This is a genomic window from Nocardia blacklockiae (genome assembly GCF_015477355.1).
Lineage (GTDB): Bacteria > Actinomycetota > Actinomycetes > Mycobacteriales > Mycobacteriaceae > Nocardia > Nocardia blacklockiae.
In genome coordinates this window covers 210,418-227,959 of sequence record NZ_JADLRJ010000007.1, presented here as the reverse complement: position 1 = coordinate 227,959, position 17,542 = coordinate 210,418, and the positions used below count along the sequence as shown (strand labels likewise).

Genomic DNA, 17,542 nt, shown 5'->3' with positions numbered 1-17,542 from the left:
GCCACGCGCGGTGGCGGTTTCGGCTCTCACGGAACTCGCACGGTGGCCAGCGGCGTGGTGTCGCCCGGACGTCCCGGTGCGTCGGTGACCAATTGGGGGCGGTCGTCCGGGCCCAGGCGAACCGGGAGGCTGCGGCGCAGGTCGTCTCGGGATTCGGGATGGTCGGCGCGGGTGTGGCAGCCCCGGCTCTCGGTGCGGGCGGTCGCGGCGACCAGGAAGGCTCGGGCGGTCAGCGTGAGCGCCGCGTCCTCCAGTGCCGCGGTACCTCCGACCGGCGTCCCGTTCGTGCCGTCCGCCCCGTGCGGTCGCATCTGCTCCCTCGACGAGACGTGGGAACCAGGGCGCTCCGCCGCCTCGCGCCTTAGCGAAAGGCTACCGCCGGAACACCTTTCGCCGAGCGGGTCGGCCGACACATCACCGCCGAGTCCCTCGCCGGACTCGTCCGCCGAATCCTGGCCGAGCGGGTCGGACAGGAGTTGCAGCAGGCGCAGCACCGCGGTGCGCAGGCCGTCGCCGTCGCGGACGACCGACGCGTGGTCGGTCATCAACTCCTGCAAGGCCTTCCGGTCGGCGCGTGGGAAGGTCACGGCGCCCAGGTCGGTGACGCGGGCGCGTTCGCCGAGGCGTTCGGCGGCCGCCGCCCCCGCCCGTTCGCCGACCACCAGGCCCTCGAGCAGGCTGTTGGACGCGAGGCGGTTGGCCCCGTGCAGGCCGGTCCGGGCCACCTCGCCCGCCGCGTACAGGCCGGGCACGGTGGTGCGGCCGTGGGTGTCGGTGACCACGCCGCCGCACTGGAAGTGCGCCGCCGGGGCGACCGGCACGAGGTCCCGGCGCGGGTCCAGCCCGGCGGCCACGCAGGACGCGGTGACCGTCGGGAAACGCGCGGCGAAGCCCTCGATCCCCCGCGCGTCGAGGTACACGTGATCGGTGCCCAGGGCGTGCATGCGCGCGGCGACGGCCCGCGACACCACGTCGCGGGGTGCGAGGTCGCCGCGCGGGTGCACCCCGGCCGTCACCGAGCGCCCCTCGGAATCGACGAGGATCGCGCCCTCGCCGCGCACCGCCTCGCTGATCAGCGGACGCCGCCCGAGGCCGCCGGGCGTGAACAGGACCGTCGGGTGGAACTGCACGAACTCCAGGTCGGCGACCATCGCCCCCGCCCGCAGTGCCAATGCGATCCCGTCCGCCGTGGCGCCCGGCGGATTCGTGCTGCACGCGTACAGCTGGCCGAGGCCGCCGGTCGCCAGCAGCACCGCCGGTGCGTGCACGACGCCGAAACCCTTGTCCGACAAAGCGACCACGCCCCGCACTCCCCCGGGCCCGGTGACGATGTCGACGGCCGAGGTGCCGAACAGCACCGGCAGCCCGGCCGCGTTCAGCGCCCGCTGCACTTCCGCGCCCGTCGCGTCGCCGCCCGCGTGGATGATGCGGCGCGTGCTGTGCCCGCCCTCGCGGGTGCGCGAGACCTGGCCGTCGCGGCCCAGATCGAAGACCGCGCCCAGGTCGGTCAGCGCCGCGACCGCGTCCCGGCCGCCCTCGACGATCGAGCGCACCGCGGCCGGGTCGCACAGGCCCACCCCCGCGGTCAGGGTGTCCGCCACATGCGCCTCGACCGAATCGTCCTGCGGCGCGACGACGGCGATGCCGCCCTGGGCGTACTGGGTGGAGGTGTCGGTCGGACCGCCCTTGCTCAGCGTGAGCACGCGCATGCCCCGCAGCGACGCGGTGCGCGCGGCCGTGAGACCGGCGACCCCGCCGCCGATCACCACGAGGTCGGCGGCGGCTTCCCACGCCACCGACGGCGTGCTGGAGACCGTTGTGTTCATCGGGATCGAGCCCTTTCGGCAGGGACCCGCCGACCGGCGCCGGCCGGACGGCGGATCCCGGAGTCACCGGAAATGGTCACGGCCGTGCGGCCGCGCGCGGCGTGGTCATTCGCCGCCGCCGGGATTGCCGATGGCGATCATCCGCTGCACCGAATCACGGGCCAGCGCCGCGGTTTCCGGATCGACGTGCACCTCGTCCCGGTTCTCGACCAGGCACCGCAGCAGGGCCGCCGGGGTGATCATCTTCATGTACTTGCAGGAGGCCCGGTCGTTGACGGCCTGGAAGTCGATACCCGGTGCGGCCCTGCGTAACTGGTGCAGCATGCCGACCTCGGTGGCGACCAGCACCTGGCTCGACTTCGCCGCCCGCGCCGCGTCGATCATGCCGCCGGTGGACAGGATGTGCACCCGGTCCGCGGGGAAGGCGCCCTCGCCCGCGAGGTACAGCGCCGAAGTGGCGCAACCGCATTCGGGGTGGACGAACAGTTCGGCGTCGGGGTGGCTGCGGGCCTGCTCGGTCAGCTCCTCGCCGTTGATGCCGGCGTGCACGTGGCACTCCCCGGCCCAGATGTGCACGTTGTCGCGCCCGGTCACCCGCTTGACGTGCGCGCCGAGGAACTGGTCGGGCAGGAACAGCACCTCCCGGTCGGGGTCGATGGCGGCCACCACGTCGACGGCGTTGGACGAGGTGCAGCACACGTCGGTGAGCGCCTTCACCGCGGCGGTGGTGTTCACGTACGAGACCACCACGGCGTCGGGGTGTTCGGCCTTCCACGCGCGCAGTTCGTCGGCGCTGATCGAGTCGGCCAGCGAGCAGCCCGCCCGCTGGTCCGGGATCAGCACCGTCTTGCCGGGACTGAGGATCTTGGCCGTTTCCGCCATGAAGTGCACCCCGCAGAACACGATGGTGTCCTCGGGCGCCTCGGCGGCGATGCGTGAGAGCGCCAGCGAGTCGCCGACGTGGTCGGCCACGTCCTGGATCTCGGGCAGCTGATAGTTGTGCGCCAGGATGGTCGCGTTGCGCTCGCGCGCCAGGCGCTGGATCTCCTGCGCCCACTCCGGGGTGGCCGCTACGCCCGTGTACCCCGACGGACCGTCCGTGACGTGCCCGGCAAACGTCATAGTCGCCATGGCATGACTCCTTCCTCATGCGCTCGGCAACCTCGCCGATTCGCATCAACCCGGTTTTCGACTTACAATCGAAAACGTGGCCCATAGTAGCACCATTCACGAATCGCTCACCGCGGTGTTCCAGGTTCGTCGCTTCGCCGACACCGTCACCGCAGGTCAGGCCACCAGCGAGCCGGTGGATCCGCAGTCGCCGCGATGTGCGCCGGGCCGGCACACCGAACTGGCCGTCCTGTTGTGGGAGCGCGCGATGGAACCTCAGACGGGTACCTGGTCGCTGCCCGGGGGCCGGTTGCGCGACGACGAGGACCTCGACGTGTCCGCCCGCCGGCAACTCGCGGAGAAGGTGGACGTGCGCGAGCTGTGGCACATCGAGCAGCTGTCGGTCTTCAGCGATCCGCACCGGGTGCCGGGCCCGCGCCGCATCGCCTCGGCGTACCTCGGCCTGGTGCCGCTGACCGCCGATCCGCACCTTCCCCCGGACACCCGCTGGCATCCGGTCTCGTCGCTGCCGGACATGTCCTTCGACCACGGCACGGTCGTCGACCACGCCCGCGCCCGGCTGGCGGCCAAGCTGTCCTACACCAATATCGCCTTCGCCCTGGCGCCTTCGCGGTTCACCATGTCCGCGCTGCGCGAGATCTACTGCGCGGCGCTGGGTTACGAGGTCGACACCACGAACCTGCAACGAGTGCTGAGCCGCCGCAAGGTGATCACCCCGACCGGCGACACCGCCTCCCCCGGCAAGGCCGGCGGCCGCCCGGCCGCGGTCTACAAGTTCACCGACGACGGGATCCGCGTCACCGACGAATTCGCGGCACTGCGTCCCCGTGGCTGAGAAACCGTGAGGTTCGTTCCTGAAGAACGTTTCAGGTATCTTCAGGTTACCTTCAGTACACTCTCGAGATAGTTCTGGTCACATTCGAGACGACAACTCCCACAGGAGAATTCACCGTTGCCTTCGCCTGCCCACCCACCGCGAACGATGTCCCTGCGCAAGATGGCTACCGCTTCGACACTGGCGCTGGCCGTGACCGCCCTCACGGCCGGAACCGCCGGTGCCGCACCGCGATCCGCGGACGGCGCCGCCGTCGGCTACACCGCCACCACGACCGGTGAGCACGCCGTCGTCGAAATCGACTCGGGCTCGCTGCAAGTCGAGCACGGCGTGTTCGAGATCGAGGCCGCCGACGGCACCGTGCTCGCCGGCACCCCGCTGGAGTTCCGGGTCGACGACTTCGTGTTCCCCATCGCCGCGGCCATCGACGGCCGCAAGGCCACGCTCACACCGCAATTCGACCTCGAGCACGCGCGTTACCAGCCGGTCGCGCTGCCGTTCGAGGAGCACGCCCAGTGGGCCACGCCGTACGACCGCGAGGTCGCCGCGTTCACCCGGCTCAAGGACACCATCGCCACGGGCGCCGCGATCGGCACCGCGGTCGGCGGGATCGGCGGCGGCCTGGTGGGCTGCGTGCTGGGCGGCATCGCCGGCGCCACGGTCGCCAGCGCCACCATCATCGGGCTGTTCGGACCGATCATCCCGGCCGCGGCCGTGGGCTGCCTGGGCGGGATCATCGCCGTCGGCGCGCTCGGCACTCTCGCCGGTCAGCTGTTCGTGACCGCGCCGATCGCCATCGCCGCTGTGGCGCAGTACTTCACGACGATCAACGAGCCGTTCGTGCCGCGTCCCCCGCGGGCCCCCGCGGCCCGGTAGCCTCCGACGCTACGACCAGCCGACCGAATCCGCCCGGCGATCCCGGGCGGATTCGTTGTTTCCGTACGTCTTCCGCCGACTCAGTCCGTGCGGTGCCGGTGCTTGGGCGTGCGTTCGTAGCGTCGCTTGCTCGGGACCGGCTGTGCCGCATTGGATCTGCGCAACTCGTGCCGCCGCCGCCACGCGGTGAGGTCGGCGCGCTCGGCCCGCGGCTCGTTCCGGGTCTCCGCCGACCGGTGTGTCGCTCTCATCGCCGTCCTCCTTCCGTCGCGTCCGAACCACGGTAACGCTCGAAAGAAACAGCGGCGAGCGATTTTCGGTCACGTGCGAGGTCAGGTGGTCAGTTTCACGCGGGGTTTCGGCGGCGGGGCGGTGGTGTGCCCCGCCACTCGGCTCGCGGTCCAGAACACTGCCTCCACCACCCAGAACAGCACCAGCCACAGCTGCACGACCACCGCGGGAACGAGCAGGAAGACGAGCGCGGGAATGGCCACCAACAGGAACAGGCCGACCTCGCCCGCGGTCGCGCCGCGCAGCCCGGAGCCCAAACGCACTGCGGCCCACATCATCCAGCGCTGCGGCAGCGAGACGCCCTCCTCGTGCAGCGCCCGCCGGAACAGGCCGTCGGCGTCGGCGCGGCTCACCTCGGCGTCGCGGCACAGGTAGTCGTGCAGGATGGCGGCCTTGGTGAAGACGCCGTAACGCGGGATCAGCCAGACCAGCGCCCGCGGCACCGAGGCGAAGTCGGTGCGGAACCCCTCGGGAACCACGAAAAGGTCGTGCCGGCCGCGATATTCGATGGGCGCGCGCACGATCCAGGACTGCGCGTCGATCTCCTCGACGACCAGTGCGTCACCGCTGAATGCCAACCCGCCGCCTCCTCCGCAGGGCCGGCGCACCCGGCGCCGGGACTACAGACTACGGCGCACCGGGAAATCTCCGGCAACGGTTCGGCTTCGGACCGGCGTCAACGCGGCGAACCGGAGTCCACGCCCTCGAACGGGCCGAACCGCGGGGGCTGGGACACCGGCGTGCCATAAGGCCCGTAAGTCACATCGGAGGCGTAGGCTCGCCCGCCCTCGGGCGCCGCCGCGGGCGCGGCGAACCCGGCGCCGAGGTCCTCCGACGTGCTCAGCGCCGACAGCACGAGCACCACGAGCGACGCCAGCAGCGGCTGCACCACCAGCTGCGTCCAGCCGGTCGGCTCCGACGGCGAGATCATCGGCGCCAGTTCGACAATCGACCGCACCGGCGGATCGGCCACGTGCGGATGCCGCAGGTTCGCGACCTGTTCGCCGAGCCACGCCATCAGCCACGCGCCGGCCAGCGAACCGAACAGCAAGCCGCCCTGCAGGATCGGACCGCGGACCGCCCGCACCCGCCACGCCGCGGCGGCGGTCAGCACGCCGCAAACCGCGCCGGCGCACACGAAGATCGCCATCGCGTCGAAGCGGTGCGCGCTCTCACCGGTCAGCGCCGCGCCCCGGCCGGGCTCCACCACGAGCACCCGCTCGGCGGGAGCCAGCAGACCCCACACCACCCCGCCGAGCGCGCTGGCCAGCAGCACCCCGGCCACCACCCACAGCACGACGCGCAGTTCGCGGCGACCCGCGCCGGTGGGTGCGGCGGTGCTCTGGTGCGCCATCAGCGATGGTCCAGGCTCTTGGAATCGATCACCCCGTGCCGGGAGCACTTGGCCCACCAGCCGTCGGGACTCACCTGCACGATCATGCGCCGACCGCACTGCTCGCAGAACCGCGGCGGCTCCAGGCCCAGGACGGCCGCCGCCGGCACCGGGTCGGCCAGGTTGGGTACCACCCGCTTACCCGTGAACGGGTTGTAGCGCTCTTCCATGATGTCCACGACCACCTCGAAAAGTGCAGCTCCTGGGCTGCCGACAATACCCGACGGGTCAGAGCGTCTCGTTGAGCGCCTTGATCGGCATCTTCAATTCGCCCAGCAGATCCAGGTCCGCCTCGGCCGGGCGGCCCAGCGTGGTCAGGTAGTTGCCGACGATGACGGCGTTGATGCCGCCCAGGATGCCCTGCTTGGCGCCCAGGTCGCCCAGGGTGATCTCGCGGCCGCCGGCGAAGCGCAGCATGGTGCGCGGCAGCGCGAGCCGGAACGCGGCGACGGCCTTGAGTGCCTCGGCCGCGGGCAGCACCTCGAGGTCGCCGAACGGGGTGCCCGGGCGCGGGTTGAGGAAGTTCAGCGGCACCTCGTCGGGCTCCAATTCGGCCAGCTGCAAGGCGAATTCGGCGCGCTGCTCGACCGTCTCGCCCATGCCGAGGATGCCGCCGCAGCACACCTCCATACCCGCCTCGCGCACCATGCGCAGGGTGTCCCAGCGCTCCTCCCAGCTGTGCGTGGTGACCACGTTGGGGAAGTGCGACTTCGCGGTCTCGAGGTTGTGGTTGTAGCGGTGCACGCCCATCGCGGCGAGCTGGTCGACCTGCTCCTGGGTGAGCATGCCCAGCGAGCAGGCCACCTGGATGTCGACCTCGTTGCGGATGGCCTCGACCCCGGCGGCGACCTGTGCCATCAGCCGCTCGTCGGGGCCGCGCACGGCGGCGACGATGCAGAATTCGGTGGCGCCGGTCTTGGCGGTCTGCTTGGCGGCCTCGACCAGCGACGGGATGTCCAGCCAGGCGGCGCGCACCGGCGACTGGAAAAGGCCGGACTGCGAACAGAAGTGGCAGTCCTCGGGGCAGCCGCCGGTCTTGAGCGAGATGATGCCCTCGACCTCGACCTCGGGGCCGCACCACTTCATCCGCACGTCGTGCGCGAGCGCCAGCAGTTCCTCGAGCCGGTCGTCGGCGAGGGTCAGGACCTGCACGGTCTGTTCCTTGTCGAGGCCGACGCCGCGCTCGAGCACCTGCTCGCGGGCGATCGCCAGAATGTCGGTCTCGGTCCTGACGGGTGCCTGGGTCATGCGCACGAATCCCTTCGTCCGGCCGGGGCTGCGGCCGTGCAACTTGAACGGTGTTCAGGCTAGGGTAGCGTGAGCAGCGAGTCAAAAGCACGAAAGGGTTGTCGCCAAGTGCAACTGCACCGCACCGACGTCGTCGACGGCGCCATCGCCATCCTCGACCAATTCGGCCTGGCCGATCTCACGATGCGCCGGCTGGCGACCTCGCTGCACGTCCAGCCCGGCGCGTTGTACTGGCACTTCCCCAACAAGCAGGCGCTGCTCGGCGCGGTCGCCGACCGCATCCTGGCGCCCCTGGACGAGCCGGTCTCCGCCGACGAGTGGTCCGCGCAGCTCGGCGAGCTGGCGCACCGGATGCGCTCGTGCCTGCTCGCCTACCGCGACGGCGCGGAGCTGGTGTCGGCCACCTACGCCTCGCGCCTGACCACCAGCAAGGGTCGCGAGCGGGTGGCCGGTGCGCTGATCCGCGGCGGGATGACGCGCGAGGAGGCCGACCTGGCCGCCTACACGCTGCTGTACTACGTGCTCGGCGAGACCGTCGACGAGCAGTCGCGCATGCAGATGGATTCCGCGGGCGCGCTGCCGGAGGAGTCCTCGCCGCTGTACGAGAACACCAGCGCCACCGCCCGTTTCGACTTCGGGTTGCAGCTGTTCGTGGGCGGCGTGCGGCACCTGCTGGGCGACCGGGTGCGCTGACCGGACAAACCGGACGGTAGAGTTCGTGCCGTCATCCTCGGCGGGTGCGGGAATCCGGTGGAAATCCGGGACGGTCGCGCCACTGTGACCGCGGCGGGCTCGGGCCCGGCGCGGAAGTCAGACCTCCCTCGCCGGGTATCGCTCTGAGGTCGCGAGGTGCCCATGGAGTATCGGCGATGATCCGCGCGCGGACATCGGTGGTCGTTCCCGTCGTCGTGGTGGCGCTCGCGTGCGCCCTGGTGGTGGCGACCGGCTGCGGGGCCGAAACGGTGCCGCCGGCAACGGTTTTCGAGGTGCTGCGAGCACGGGTGACCGGAGCCGCGGTCGCCGATCCCGGTCTCGACACCATCGTCTGGCAGTTGCGGGTGCCGCGCACGCTGCTGGCGGCCGTGGTGGGCGCGGGGCTGGCGCTGGCGGGCGCGGCCATGCAGACGCTCGTGCGCAATCCGCTGGCCGACCCGTATCTGCTCGGCGTGTCCTCGGGGGCGGGAGTCGGCGCGGCGGCGGTGATCACGTCCGGGTTCTTCGCGGGCGCGGGGGTGTGGGCACTGTCGGGCGGCGCGCTGCTGGGCGCGTTCGCGGCGGCGGCGCTGGTCTTCCTGATCGCGGTCGCGCAGGGCGGGCTGACGCCGTTGCGGCTGGTGCTGACCGGCACCGTGCTCGGGTCGGCCTGCGCGGCGCTGAGCAGTTACCTGATCTTCCGCAGCGCCGATCCGGCGGCGGCGCAGGCCGTGCTGTTCTGGCTGCTCGGCAGCCTCGCGGGTGCGGACTGGACGCGCATCACCCTGCCGCTGTGCGTGGTCGGGGTGGCCGCGGCGGCGCTGCTGGCGGCGGCGCGGTGGCTGGATGCCTTGAACGTGGGGGCCGATACCGCGGCGTCGGTGGGAGTTCCGGTGCGCGCGTTGCGGATCGGGCTGTTCGCCGGGCTGGCCGTGCTGGTCGGCGTGCTGGTGGCGGTGTCGGGCGGGATCGGCTTCGTCGGGCTGGTGGTGCCGCACGCGGCGCGGCTGCTGGTCGGTTCGCCGCATCGCGCCCTGCTGCCCGTGAGCGCACTGTGCGGTGCGCTGTTCCTGGTGGTGGCCGACGCCGCCGCGCGGATCCTGGTGCGGCCCACCGAGATTCCGGTGGGTGTGCTCACCGGCCTGATCGGGGCCCCGGTCTTCCTGCTGCTGATGGGCCGCCGCCGCTACCGCTTCGGTGCGTCGTGAGGAGGCGGGGTGCGCGGATGGTGGGGAGCGAACCGGTCCTCGGGACACCGGCCGCGACGGGGTCGCTCGAGGCTGGGAAGCACCGTGGCGGGCCGGTATTGGAGGTGCGGGGACTCGCCTGCGGGCCGGGGCGGCGGGACGTCCTCACCGGCGTGACGTTCGCGGTCGAGGTCGGGGAGATCGTCGGCATCGTCGGGCCGAACGGGAGCGGGAAGACCACGCTGCTGCGGACCCTGGCCGGGCTGCTCCGGCCGCGGCAGGGCGAGGTCTTCGTGAACGGGTCGGAGCTGCACGGGCTCTCGCCTCGTCGGCGCGCGCGGGCGCTCGCACTGGTCGCGCAGGACGAGCAGCCACCCGAGGACCTGCGGGCGGGCGAAGTAGTAGCGCTCGGGCGGACACCGTATCTGCCCCCGTGGGGTCCCGGCGGTCCGGAGGAGCGCGCGGCGGTCGAAAGGGCCTTGCACGCAGTGGATCTCGACGGCTTCGCCGATCGCCCGGTGCACCGCATGTCCGGTGGTGAACGGCAGCGGGTCCTGCTCGCCCGGGCTCTCGCCCAGGACACTCCGCTGCTCCTGCTCGACGAACCGACGAATCACCTCGACGTCACCCACCGTCTCGCTCTGCTCGCGCTGGCCCGCACCCTGAACCGCACGGTCGTCCTCACCCTCCACGACCTCGATCTGGCCGACCGATTCTGCGACCGCGTGCTGGTGCTGCACGACGGCCACGCGAGCGACCTCGCTCCCCCGGAAACCGCCCTCACCCCAGCCGTTCTCGGCACGGTGTTCGGCGTGCGCGCGGCCCGGGTCCGCCACCCGGACACAGGACTGCCGCACCTACTGCTCGAGCCCATCCCGAAGCCGTGACCCCGCGCGGCAACAGGCGCGCGCACGGCGGCGGCTCGTGCGCCCACTCCCGTGCCGGCGCACGCGCCTGCGGCCCGGCGCACTCCGACCGACTCGAATCACACTCCCCACCGCTTGTCACCCACCGAAGGAACGACCACGATGAGACGCAGCGCACTCGTAATGACCACGCTCGCAGCGATTCTCGCCGCCACCGCGTGCGGCACCGCACCCGCCGTCGAAGGCAATCTCACCGTGCGCAACTGCGGACAGGACGTACGTTTCCCCGCGCCCGCGCAGCGCCTGTTCGTCAACGACAGCAACATGATCTCGATGGCACTGGCGCTGGACGCGCAAGATGTGGTGACGGCGGTGTCCAGTCTCCAGGCCGACGACGCGGCGACCTTGCGACGCCACTACGGCGACGCGGTCGACCGCCTGAAAGTCGTTGCCACCGAATCTCCTTCCCGCGAGACCGTGCTCGCGCAGCGTCCCGACGTGATGGTGGCGGGCTGGAACTACGGTTACACCGAGGCCAAGGACCTCACGCCGGAGTCGTTGCGCAAGAACGGGATCGCGGCCTACGTGCTGACCGAGAGCTGCCGCCCGCGCGCGGGCGGACAGGCGCGCGGCATCGTCGAGCCGTGGACCGCGCTGCGCACCGACCTCGACAACCTCGGCGCGATCACCGGCCGCGCCGAGCAGGCGCACCGGCTCGTCGCCGATCTCGACGCCCGGCTCGACGCGCTGCGCGCCGCGCCGCAGGCCCCGCGCCGCCCGGACGTCTTCGTCTTCGACAGCGGCTCCGACACCGTGTTCTCCAGCGGCAGATTCGGTGGGCCGCAAGCGATCCTGGACGCCGCGGGCAGCCGCAACGTGCTCGCGGACGTGGCCGATTCCTGGACGCGCGTGTCGTGGGAGCGGCTGGCCGCTGCGGACCCCGACGCGATCGTCTTCGTCGACTATCCGCCGCAGTCGTTCGCGCAGAAGGTGGAGATGTTGCGCGCCAAGCCCGGCATCAACCGGCTGCGCGCGGTCACCGAGCAGCGATTCTTCAACCTGCCCTACGCCCTGTGGACCAGCGGCCCGCTGAACATCGACGCCGCCGAACAGCTCCGCGCCCAGCTGGAACGCTGGAACCTGCTGCCGCCCTCCGGAATACGGCCGCGCGCCGACGACGCGGTCCGCTGAACCGCGGCGCTCACCGGGCCATGACGAGTTCCTGATTGCGCACCAGCCGCACGAACGGCACCACCTGCTGGGCGATGACCTTGTTGTACTCCCCCGGCTGCTGGATCGGATTCGCGTGACCCGTGCCGTGCGTGAGCACCGTCAGCAGCATCCCGTTCCCCCCGCCGACCTGCTCGAGCAGCACGCGGTGGGTGTACTCGTTGTCGACGATCGGGTCGCGCTCGGGATTGCCCGGCCGCAGGAAGACCACCGCCGGGCGGGCCTTGCCGGTCACCGGCTTGACCAGCGCGCGCAGATCGTCGACGGCGCCGCCGGCCACGATCGCCCGGAACTGCGACTCGATCAGGCCGTTGCTGGCCGCGTCGCGGTTGCCGATCTTCTGCCGCAGCACCTCGCCCACCACCGACCACAGCCGGTCGCCGCGAATGCCCGGCGGGACGGTGTCGTGGTCGACGAAACGCTCACGGCGCGCGTAGGTTTCGGCGAACAGCCGCAGGCTGCGGCTCTCCCGGATGCCGGGCAGCCAGCCGGTCCAGCGCAGCAGATCCTCACCCTGGTTGCGGCTCTCCGGGCGAACCGCGTTGAGATCCACGGGAGTGCAGTCGAGCACGACGGCCGACAGGTTCTTGGTGGACTCGGTGTGGATGTGCTTGCCGATCTCCAGGGCGATCACCCCGCCCATGCTGTGGCCGACCAGCACCACGTTCTGGATCCGGGCGGCCTCGGTGACCCGGATGATCAGGTCGCTGATGACCTTGGTGTCGATACCGGTGTTGTCGTAGCGCACCGCCCACACCGACCCCATCCGCGACAGCGACGGCAGCGCGCGGGCGGTGGCGGCGGCGTCCAGCCCGCCGAGCCCGACCAGATCGAACACCGCCGTGTTGCGCGCCTCGGGAGCGGGCGCGGCGACCGGCAGCACCGCCGGCTCGGTCCGTGCCAGGCGGGCCCGCTCGGGTGTGACGTCGACGGCGAGGTACTGGGCGAACAGCACCAGCAGCAGAATCGGGAGCAGCGACAACCGCAGCAGCACCAGACCGGTCCGGCGCAGGCGCGTCCAGCCGTGTCCCCACCCGGTTTCGGCCAGGCGAGCCCGCCGCCGCGCATCGTCGTAGTCCGCGACGGTGGTCGGGTGCCGGTCCTCCAGAAGCATCTTCATCCACTGTAGGACTGCCCTCGCGAGTCGATTGCTCACGATCCGGGACCGGTGGCCCGCGCCACAGTCCGGGTCCGGAGGCTATGTCTTGCGGGCGATCGTTGCCCGCAAGACCGGCGCGACTGCCCGGAAAAACGCGAAACCCGCGCCGTAGCGCGGGTTTCACAGGCCTTACCGGTTCCGCTTAGATCGCGCGGACGCTCTGAGCCTGGGGACCCTTCTGGCCCTGCCCGATCTCGAACTCGACACGCTGCCCCTCCTCGAGGGACTTGAAGCCGGAGCCGGAAATCTCGGAGTAGTGGACGAAAACGTCCGGGCCGCCACCGTCCTGGGCGATGAACCCGAAACCCTTTTCGCTGTTAAACCACTTCACACTGCCTTGCGACATACTTGTTTCTTAACTTCCTGTTGCGAGCCGGGCGATCACTTCAACAGCCCGTACCCGCGATCCAGCATGCCATACTTCCCACCGGTGGGCCGCAGAAGGTGGGGTGACCTGCGCCGCAGGGCCGGGCTCAGCCGAGATGGCGCGCCCGCCACTGCGGCGCGAACCAGCTCGGCGCGGTACCGGCGAAGCGCTGCGGCTGCCAGCGCCCGGCGCCCTCGGGGATCGCGCCGACGATGTCCACGCCGGTCACCTCGGGCAGGTCGGTCCGATTGCATTCGGCGGCGAGATCCGGTGCGGCAGGCCAGGATCCGATGACCAGCCCCGCACACGGCACGCCGGCAGCGGCGAGCGCGCGCGTGGTGAGTTCGCTGTGGTTGAGGGTGCCGAGCCCGGCGGCGGCGACGACCAGCACCGGCGCGCCGAGTTTCTGCGCCAGCTCGACGATCGTGAACTCGCCGAGCCGGACCAGCACGCCGCCCGCGCCCTCCACCAGCGTCAGGTCCGCGTCGGACAGCGAATCCACGGCGGCGACCGTCTCGCCGAGCGTCAGCAGCGGTTGCCCGGCACGCCGGGCGGCGGTGTCGGGAGCGAGCGGGTCGGGGTAGCGCGCCAACTCGAGCGTGCGGGTGACACCGGCCAGCCGCGCCACCTCGGCCAGGTCGCCGGGTTCTCCCGGGCCCATCCCGGTCTGCGCGGGTTTACACACCGCGACCGAGCGCCCCGCCGCCAGCGCGGCCGCGGCCAGCGCCGCCGTCACCACGGTTTTGCCGACCTCCGTGGAGGTTCCGGTCACGATCAGCACACCCATCTCCGCCTACCCTCTCGAGCGACCGAATTGCGTTGCGTTGCTGGTAATTCCGCGCCATCCGGCACTCACGCGGGCACCGCCTCCCGCGCCTCGGACAGCACCTGCGTGAGAGTCGCGGCGATGTACTCCATTTCGGCGTCGTCGAGGTCGGCCCGGGCGGTGAGCCGGAGCCGGGAGGTGCCCTCCGGAACCGACGGCGGGCGGAAGCAGCCCACGCTCAGGCCGCGGGCGCGGCAGGCCTGGGCCGCGTCGTAGGCGACCTGCGCCGCGCCGAGCACCACCGACACCACGGCCGAATCCGGTTGCGGCGCATCGGCGATGCGGGCGAGGGCGGTGGCGCGGTCGAGCACCCGGCCCGCCCGCTCCGGCTCGCGGCGCAGCAGGCGCAACGCGGCACGCGCGGCGCCGACGGCGGCGGGCGCGAGCCCGGTGTCGAAGATGAAGGTGCGTGCCGCGTCGATGAGGTGCGCCCGCACCCGCTCCCCTGCCAGCACCACACCGCCTTGTGCGGCAAGGGCTTTCGACAGGGTGGCGGTGACAATCAGGTCGGGCTCGCCCGCCAGGCCGACCTCGTGGACCAGTCCGCGTCCGCCGGTGCCGCGCACCCCGAGGCCGTGCGCCTCGTCGACGATCAGCACGGCGCCGTGGGCCCGGACCACGCGATGCAGTTCGGTCAGCGGCGCGAGGTCACCGTCCGCGCTGAACACCGAGTCGGTGAGCACCACCGCCCGCTCCTCGGTGCGCGCGGACAGCAGCCGCGCCACGGCCGCCACGTCCCGATGCGGCGCGACCTCCACCCGTGCCCGCGAGAGCCGGCAGGCGTCCACCAGCGAGGCGTGGCTGCCCGCGTCGGACACCACCAGGGCCCCGCGCCCGGCCAGCGCCGTCACCACTCCGAGGTTCGCGGCGTAGCCGGAGGCGAACACCAGTCCCGACTCCGCGCCGACGAACTCGGCGAGTTCGGCCTCGAGCTGTTCGTGCGCCAGCGTCGTGCCGGTGACCAGCCGCGACCCGGTGGACCCGGTGCCCCAGGTGCGCACCGCCTCCACCGCGGCCTCGATCACCTCGGGATGCCGGGACAGTCCCAGATAGTCGTTGGACGCCAGGTCGATCAGCCCGGTCTCCGGCGCGCGCGGCCGCAGCTCCCGCCGCAGCCCGGCCCGCACCCGGTCCCCGGCCCGCGCGTCCAACCAGCTCAACGGATCCACACTCACAGCCCAGCAGCATACTTGAACGCCGTTCAGGAGCAAGGGGCGGCGTCTCGCGACCAGTGCCGCTACGCCCGGACAGCTCGGACGAGGCGGCACAGGTCCGAGGGCCGCAGGACGTCGGAGCGCTCCCAGGCCGCCGCCGGGACCGCCGCTCGCTGGGTGACGTGCTCGGCGACGCGGAATCCGTGCCGGGCGAGCAGGTGGGACATCTCCTCGGGAGTCTGCGTGCCGAGCCAGGGTTCGCCTCGTTCGGCGGCCGCGGGGGCGACGAGTTCGGCGTAGGCGCGGCCCGGTTCGTCGCGCAGTTCCGGAGGCAGTGCGTACTCCACGATCAGTTCGGTGGCGGGCGCACAGGCGGACAGGGCGGCGACGGTGGTTTCCAGCGCGGCGGGCGTGAGGTACATGGTGACGCCGAGCCAGTTCACGACGGCCGGGCGCGCTCGGTCGAAGCCGTGCGCGACCAGGCCGCACATCAGGTCGTCGCGCTCGAAATCGACCGGCACGAAAGCGATTTCGCCCAGCGGCCCGAGGCCGGCCGAGGCCAGCGCGGCCCGCTTCCACCGCTGGGTGTCCGGATGGTCGACCTCGAAGACGGCCACCTCGCGAGCCAGCGGGGACCGGTAGGCGAAGGTGTCCAGCCCGGCGCCCAGAATCACGTATTGCCCCAGCCCCGAAGCGGCCAGCCGGGATTCGGTGAAGTGCCCGCGCACGGCGACCTGCGCGCGGGTACCGGCCAGCACGAGATGGTCGCCGTGCAGCCGGTGGTAGGACAGCAGTTCCTCGGCCTGGTCGCCGAGCAGGCGCGCGGCCGCGGTGTCCTCGAACAGGAACGGTTCCCGGTCCACCAGCAGATGCGCCGCACGAGCGGCCGCCGCCATCAATGCCGTCCGGCTGGGGCCTACGCCATCCATCGAAATTCCTTCCGCCGACTTTCCACTACGAGCGAAAGCCGATGGTAGACAGGAATTTTCGAATTCGCTTCCATCATATCACGAGAAAATAAATTCTCGATTACCGCGAAGAATCGGATGGGACAAGGTTTTTCGCCGTCAGGTGGCGGCCGCGGCCACCACCGCGGCGGCGATCCGGCGCACGTCCTCGGGGCTGCTGATGAACGGCGGCATGGTGTAGATCAGGTTGCGGAACGGCCGCAGCCACACCCCCGATTCGACGGCGGCATGGGTGGCCTTGCGCATGTCCACCGGGTGGTCGAGTTCGACGACGCCGATCGCGCCGAGCACCCGCGTCTCGACCACCCCCGGAATGCCTTGAGCGGCAGCAAGTCCGGCTTCGAGCCCGGATTCGATGGCGGCGACCTCGCCCTGCCAGTCGCGCGAGAGCAGCAGTTCGACGGAGGCGACCGCGACCGCGCAGGCGAGCGGATTACCCATGAAGGTGGGGCCGTGCATCAGCCCGCCGTGCCCGGCGCTGAGCGTCTCCGCGATCTCGGCGGTACACAGCGCGGCGGCGAGCGTGAGGTAACCCCCGGTGAGCGCCTTGCCGACACACAGCACATCCGGCCGCACCCCGACCCGGTCGGCGGCGAGAAGCGTTCCGGTGCGGCCGAATCCGGTGGCGATCTCGTCGAAGACCAGCAGCACGCCGTGCTCGTCGCACAGCCGCCGCAGCTCGTTCAGGTAGCCCGGATGATGGAAGCGCATGCCGCCAGCGCCCTGCACGATCGGCTCCACGATCACCGCCGCCGTCTCCTCGGCGTGCGTCTCGAACAGCCGCTCGAGCTCTCGAACGTACTCGGGGACATACTCTTTCGGCGGCACCGGCGCGAAGATCTGCTCGGCGAGCACGTCGGTCCACAGGGAGTGCATGCCGCCGTCGGGGTCGCACACGCTCATCGGGGTGAAGGTGTCGCCGTGGTAACCCCCGCGCCAGGTGAACAGCCGCCGCTTGCCCGGCCGCCCCAGCGCCCGCCAGTACTGCAGGCACATCTTCGCGGCAACCTCCACCGACACCGAGCCGGAGTCGCACAGGAACACCTTGTCCAAGCCCGCGGGGGTGATCTCGACCAGCAGCTGCGCCAGCCGGGCCGCCGGCTCGTGGGTCAGCCCGCCGAACATGACGTGACTCATCCGCTGCGCCTGCGCCGTCAACGCCGCGTCCAGCACGGGGTGCCGGTAGCCGTGCACCGCCGCCCACCACGAACTCATCCCGTCGATCAGCTCCCGCCCGTCGGCCAGGGTCAGCCTGGTGCCCGCGGCGGACGCGACGACCAGCGGTTCGGTGCTCGCCGGGAAGCCGCCGTAGGGATGCCAGACGTGCGCGGCGTCGAGTGCGCTGATCTGGTCGGGTGTCAGGGCCACGGGAATCCTTCGCGCCGAGCGTCTTGAACGCTGTTCAAGTTACCACGGCCGCGGAATCCGCCCACGGGACCTCGCCATCGAGTAACCTTTGACTCCGTCAAAGAATTTTGGGCGCCCGACAGCG

The 17,542-nt window shown here is 71.5% G+C and carries 19 protein-coding genes; 6 read left to right on the top strand and 13 right to left on the bottom strand.

The window, feature by feature from the left end; translation table 11 throughout:
* Positions 1–26 precede the first annotated feature (26 nt).
* Together IU476_RS22470 and nadA are read right to left on the bottom strand one after the other, a co-directional pair.
* Entirely contained in the window at positions 27–1,826 is a 1,800-nt protein-coding gene (locus tag IU476_RS22470; RefSeq protein WP_195103124.1) for an L-aspartate oxidase, read from the bottom strand.
* 105 nt (positions 1,827–1,931) lie between these two features.
* On the bottom strand, positions 1,932–2,957 hold the full coding sequence (nadA, locus tag IU476_RS22465; RefSeq protein WP_195103123.1) for a quinolinate synthase NadA: 1,026 nt from the start codon (positions 2,955–2,957) through the stop codon (positions 1,932–1,934).
* A 76-nt stretch (positions 2,958–3,033) separates the two neighbouring features.
* On the opposite strand from nadA, the gene IU476_RS22460 reads away from it, so the two are divergent.
* Together IU476_RS22460 and IU476_RS22455 are read left to right on the top strand one after the other, a co-directional pair.
* Positions 3,034–3,792: an NUDIX hydrolase gene (locus tag IU476_RS22460; protein WP_195103122.1), complete on the top strand. Its 759-nt coding sequence runs from the start codon at positions 3,034–3,036 to the stop codon at positions 3,790–3,792.
* Positions 3,793–3,939: 147 nt separating this feature from the next.
* Entirely contained in the window at positions 3,940–4,668 is a 729-nt protein-coding gene (locus tag IU476_RS22455) for a DUF8020 domain-containing protein (RefSeq protein WP_195103121.1), read from the top strand.
* Between the two features lie 80 nt (positions 4,669–4,748).
* On the opposite strand, the gene IU476_RS22450 is transcribed toward IU476_RS22455, so the two are convergent.
* The 5 genes from IU476_RS22450 to bioB form a co-directional block, all read right to left on the bottom strand.
* A complete protein-coding gene (locus IU476_RS22450; RefSeq protein WP_195103120.1) occupies positions 4,749–4,919 on the bottom strand; it encodes a hypothetical protein in 171 nt (56 codons plus the stop codon).
* An 81-nt stretch (positions 4,920–5,000) separates the two neighbouring features.
* Positions 5,001–5,537 carry a DUF1353 domain-containing protein gene (locus IU476_RS22445; protein ID WP_195103119.1) on the bottom strand — a complete coding sequence of 179 codons (537 nt, stop codon included), beginning with the start codon at positions 5,535–5,537 and terminating at the stop codon, positions 5,001–5,003.
* A 98-nt stretch (positions 5,538–5,635) separates the two neighbouring features.
* The gene (locus IU476_RS22440) at positions 5,636–6,313 is read right to left on the bottom strand and encodes a DUF2567 domain-containing protein (RefSeq protein WP_195103118.1); all 678 of its coding nucleotides are present in this window, start codon (positions 6,311–6,313) and stop codon (positions 5,636–5,638) included.
* Positions 6,313–6,522 carry a biotin synthase auxiliary protein BsaP gene (bsaP, locus tag IU476_RS22435; RefSeq protein WP_195103374.1) on the bottom strand — a complete coding sequence of 70 codons (210 nt, stop codon included), beginning with the start codon at positions 6,520–6,522 and terminating at the stop codon, positions 6,313–6,315. The genes IU476_RS22440 and bsaP overlap by 1 nt, the downstream gene beginning before the upstream one ends.
* A gap of 58 nt (positions 6,523–6,580) precedes the next feature.
* Entirely contained in the window at positions 6,581–7,600 is a 1,020-nt protein-coding gene (gene bioB, locus IU476_RS22430) for a biotin synthase BioB (RefSeq protein ID WP_195103117.1), read from the bottom strand.
* Between the two features lie 108 nt (positions 7,601–7,708).
* Here bioB and IU476_RS22425 point away from each other — a divergent pair, with 108 nt between their 5' ends.
* The 4 genes from IU476_RS22425 to IU476_RS22410 all read left to right on the top strand — a co-directional run bounded on the left by IU476_RS22425 (position 7,709) and on the right by IU476_RS22410 (position 11,537).
* Positions 7,709–8,293 carry a TetR/AcrR family transcriptional regulator C-terminal domain-containing protein gene (locus tag IU476_RS22425; protein ID WP_195103115.1) on the top strand — a complete coding sequence of 195 codons (585 nt, stop codon included), beginning with the start codon at positions 7,709–7,711 and terminating at the stop codon, positions 8,291–8,293.
* Between the two features lie 176 nt (positions 8,294–8,469).
* Positions 8,470–9,501 carry a FecCD family ABC transporter permease gene (locus IU476_RS22420; protein ID WP_195103113.1) on the top strand — a complete coding sequence of 344 codons (1,032 nt, stop codon included), beginning with the start codon at positions 8,470–8,472 and terminating at the stop codon, positions 9,499–9,501.
* 17 nt (positions 9,502–9,518) lie between these two features.
* Complete coding sequence (locus tag IU476_RS22415) at positions 9,519–10,367, top strand: ABC transporter ATP-binding protein (protein ID WP_195103111.1); 849 nt, start codon at positions 9,519–9,521, stop codon at positions 10,365–10,367.
* A 141-nt stretch (positions 10,368–10,508) separates the two neighbouring features.
* Positions 10,509–11,537: an ABC transporter substrate-binding protein gene (locus IU476_RS22410; protein WP_228824102.1), complete on the top strand. Its 1,029-nt coding sequence runs from the start codon at positions 10,509–10,511 to the stop codon at positions 11,535–11,537.
* 10 nt (positions 11,538–11,547) lie between these two features.
* Here IU476_RS22410 and IU476_RS22405 read toward each other — a convergent pair whose 3' ends face one another.
* The 6 genes from IU476_RS22405 to IU476_RS22380 all read right to left on the bottom strand — a co-directional run bounded on the left by IU476_RS22405 (position 11,548) and on the right by IU476_RS22380 (position 17,418).
* Positions 11,548–12,690 carry an alpha/beta fold hydrolase gene (locus IU476_RS22405; RefSeq protein ID WP_195103108.1) on the bottom strand — a complete coding sequence of 381 codons (1,143 nt, stop codon included), beginning with the start codon at positions 12,688–12,690 and terminating at the stop codon, positions 11,548–11,550.
* Between the two features lie 187 nt (positions 12,691–12,877).
* Positions 12,878–13,081, bottom strand: a complete 204-nt coding sequence (locus IU476_RS22400; protein ID WP_195103107.1) for a cold-shock protein — start codon at positions 13,079–13,081, stop codon at positions 12,878–12,880.
* A 127-nt stretch (positions 13,082–13,208) separates the two neighbouring features.
* Complete coding sequence (gene bioD, locus IU476_RS22395; protein WP_195103106.1) at positions 13,209–13,889, bottom strand: dethiobiotin synthase; 681 nt, start codon at positions 13,887–13,889, stop codon at positions 13,209–13,211.
* 65 nt (positions 13,890–13,954) lie between these two features.
* Positions 13,955–15,103 (bottom strand): 8-amino-7-oxononanoate synthase, encoded by a 1,149-nt coding sequence (locus IU476_RS22390; protein ID WP_195103105.1) that lies wholly within the window; start codon positions 15,101–15,103, stop codon positions 13,955–13,957.
* A 62-nt stretch (positions 15,104–15,165) separates the two neighbouring features.
* Complete coding sequence (locus IU476_RS22385; RefSeq protein ID WP_228824101.1) at positions 15,166–16,011, bottom strand: class I SAM-dependent methyltransferase; 846 nt, start codon at positions 16,009–16,011, stop codon at positions 15,166–15,168.
* A gap of 138 nt (positions 16,012–16,149) precedes the next feature.
* On the bottom strand, positions 16,150–17,418 hold the full coding sequence (locus IU476_RS22380; protein WP_195103104.1) for an adenosylmethionine--8-amino-7-oxononanoate transaminase: 1,269 nt from the start codon (positions 17,416–17,418) through the stop codon (positions 16,150–16,152).
* Positions 17,419–17,542: the final 124 nt, after the last annotated feature.

What these genes read in the sequence shown, in the direction of transcription:
- IU476_RS22455 (WP_195103121.1), top strand. Translation starts at nt 3,940, where the DNA reads ATGTCCCTGCGCAAGATGGCTACCGCTTCGACACTGGCGCTGGCCGTG.
- bioB (WP_195103117.1), bottom strand. Translation starts at nt 7,600, where the DNA reads ATGACCCAGGCACCCGTCAGGACCGAGACCGACATTCTGGCGATCGCC.
- IU476_RS22420 (WP_195103113.1), top strand. Translation starts at nt 8,470, where the DNA reads ATGATCCGCGCGCGGACATCGGTGGTCGTTCCCGTCGTCGTGGTGGCG.
- IU476_RS22405 (WP_195103108.1), bottom strand. Translation starts at nt 12,690, where the DNA reads ATGCTTCTGGAGGACCGGCACCCGACCACCGTCGCGGACTACGACGAT.
- IU476_RS22410 (WP_228824102.1), top strand. Translation starts at nt 10,509, where the DNA reads ATGAGACGCAGCGCACTCGTAATGACCACGCTCGCAGCGATTCTCGCC.
- bioD (WP_195103106.1), bottom strand. Translation starts at nt 13,889, where the DNA reads ATGGGTGTGCTGATCGTGACCGGAACCTCCACGGAGGTCGGCAAAACC.
- nadA (WP_195103123.1), bottom strand. Translation starts at nt 2,957, where the DNA reads ATGGCGACTATGACGTTTGCCGGGCACGTCACGGACGGTCCGTCGGGG.
- IU476_RS22470 (WP_195103124.1), bottom strand. Translation starts at nt 1,826, where the DNA reads ATGAACACAACGGTCTCCAGCACGCCGTCGGTGGCGTGGGAAGCCGCC.
- IU476_RS22385 (WP_228824101.1), bottom strand. Translation starts at nt 16,011, where the DNA reads ATGGATGGCGTAGGCCCCAGCCGGACGGCATTGATGGCGGCGGCCGCT.
- IU476_RS22400 (WP_195103107.1), bottom strand. Translation starts at nt 13,081, where the DNA reads ATGTCGCAAGGCAGTGTGAAGTGGTTTAACAGCGAAAAGGGTTTCGGG.
- IU476_RS22440 (WP_195103118.1), bottom strand. Translation starts at nt 6,313, where the DNA reads ATGGCGCACCAGAGCACCGCCGCACCCACCGGCGCGGGTCGCCGCGAA.
- bsaP (WP_195103374.1), bottom strand. Translation starts at nt 6,522, where the DNA reads ATGGAAGAGCGCTACAACCCGTTCACGGGTAAGCGGGTGGTACCCAAC.
- IU476_RS22450 (WP_195103120.1), bottom strand. Translation starts at nt 4,919, where the DNA reads ATGAGAGCGACACACCGGTCGGCGGAGACCCGGAACGAGCCGCGGGCC.
- IU476_RS22415 (WP_195103111.1), top strand. Translation starts at nt 9,519, where the DNA reads ATGGTGGGGAGCGAACCGGTCCTCGGGACACCGGCCGCGACGGGGTCG.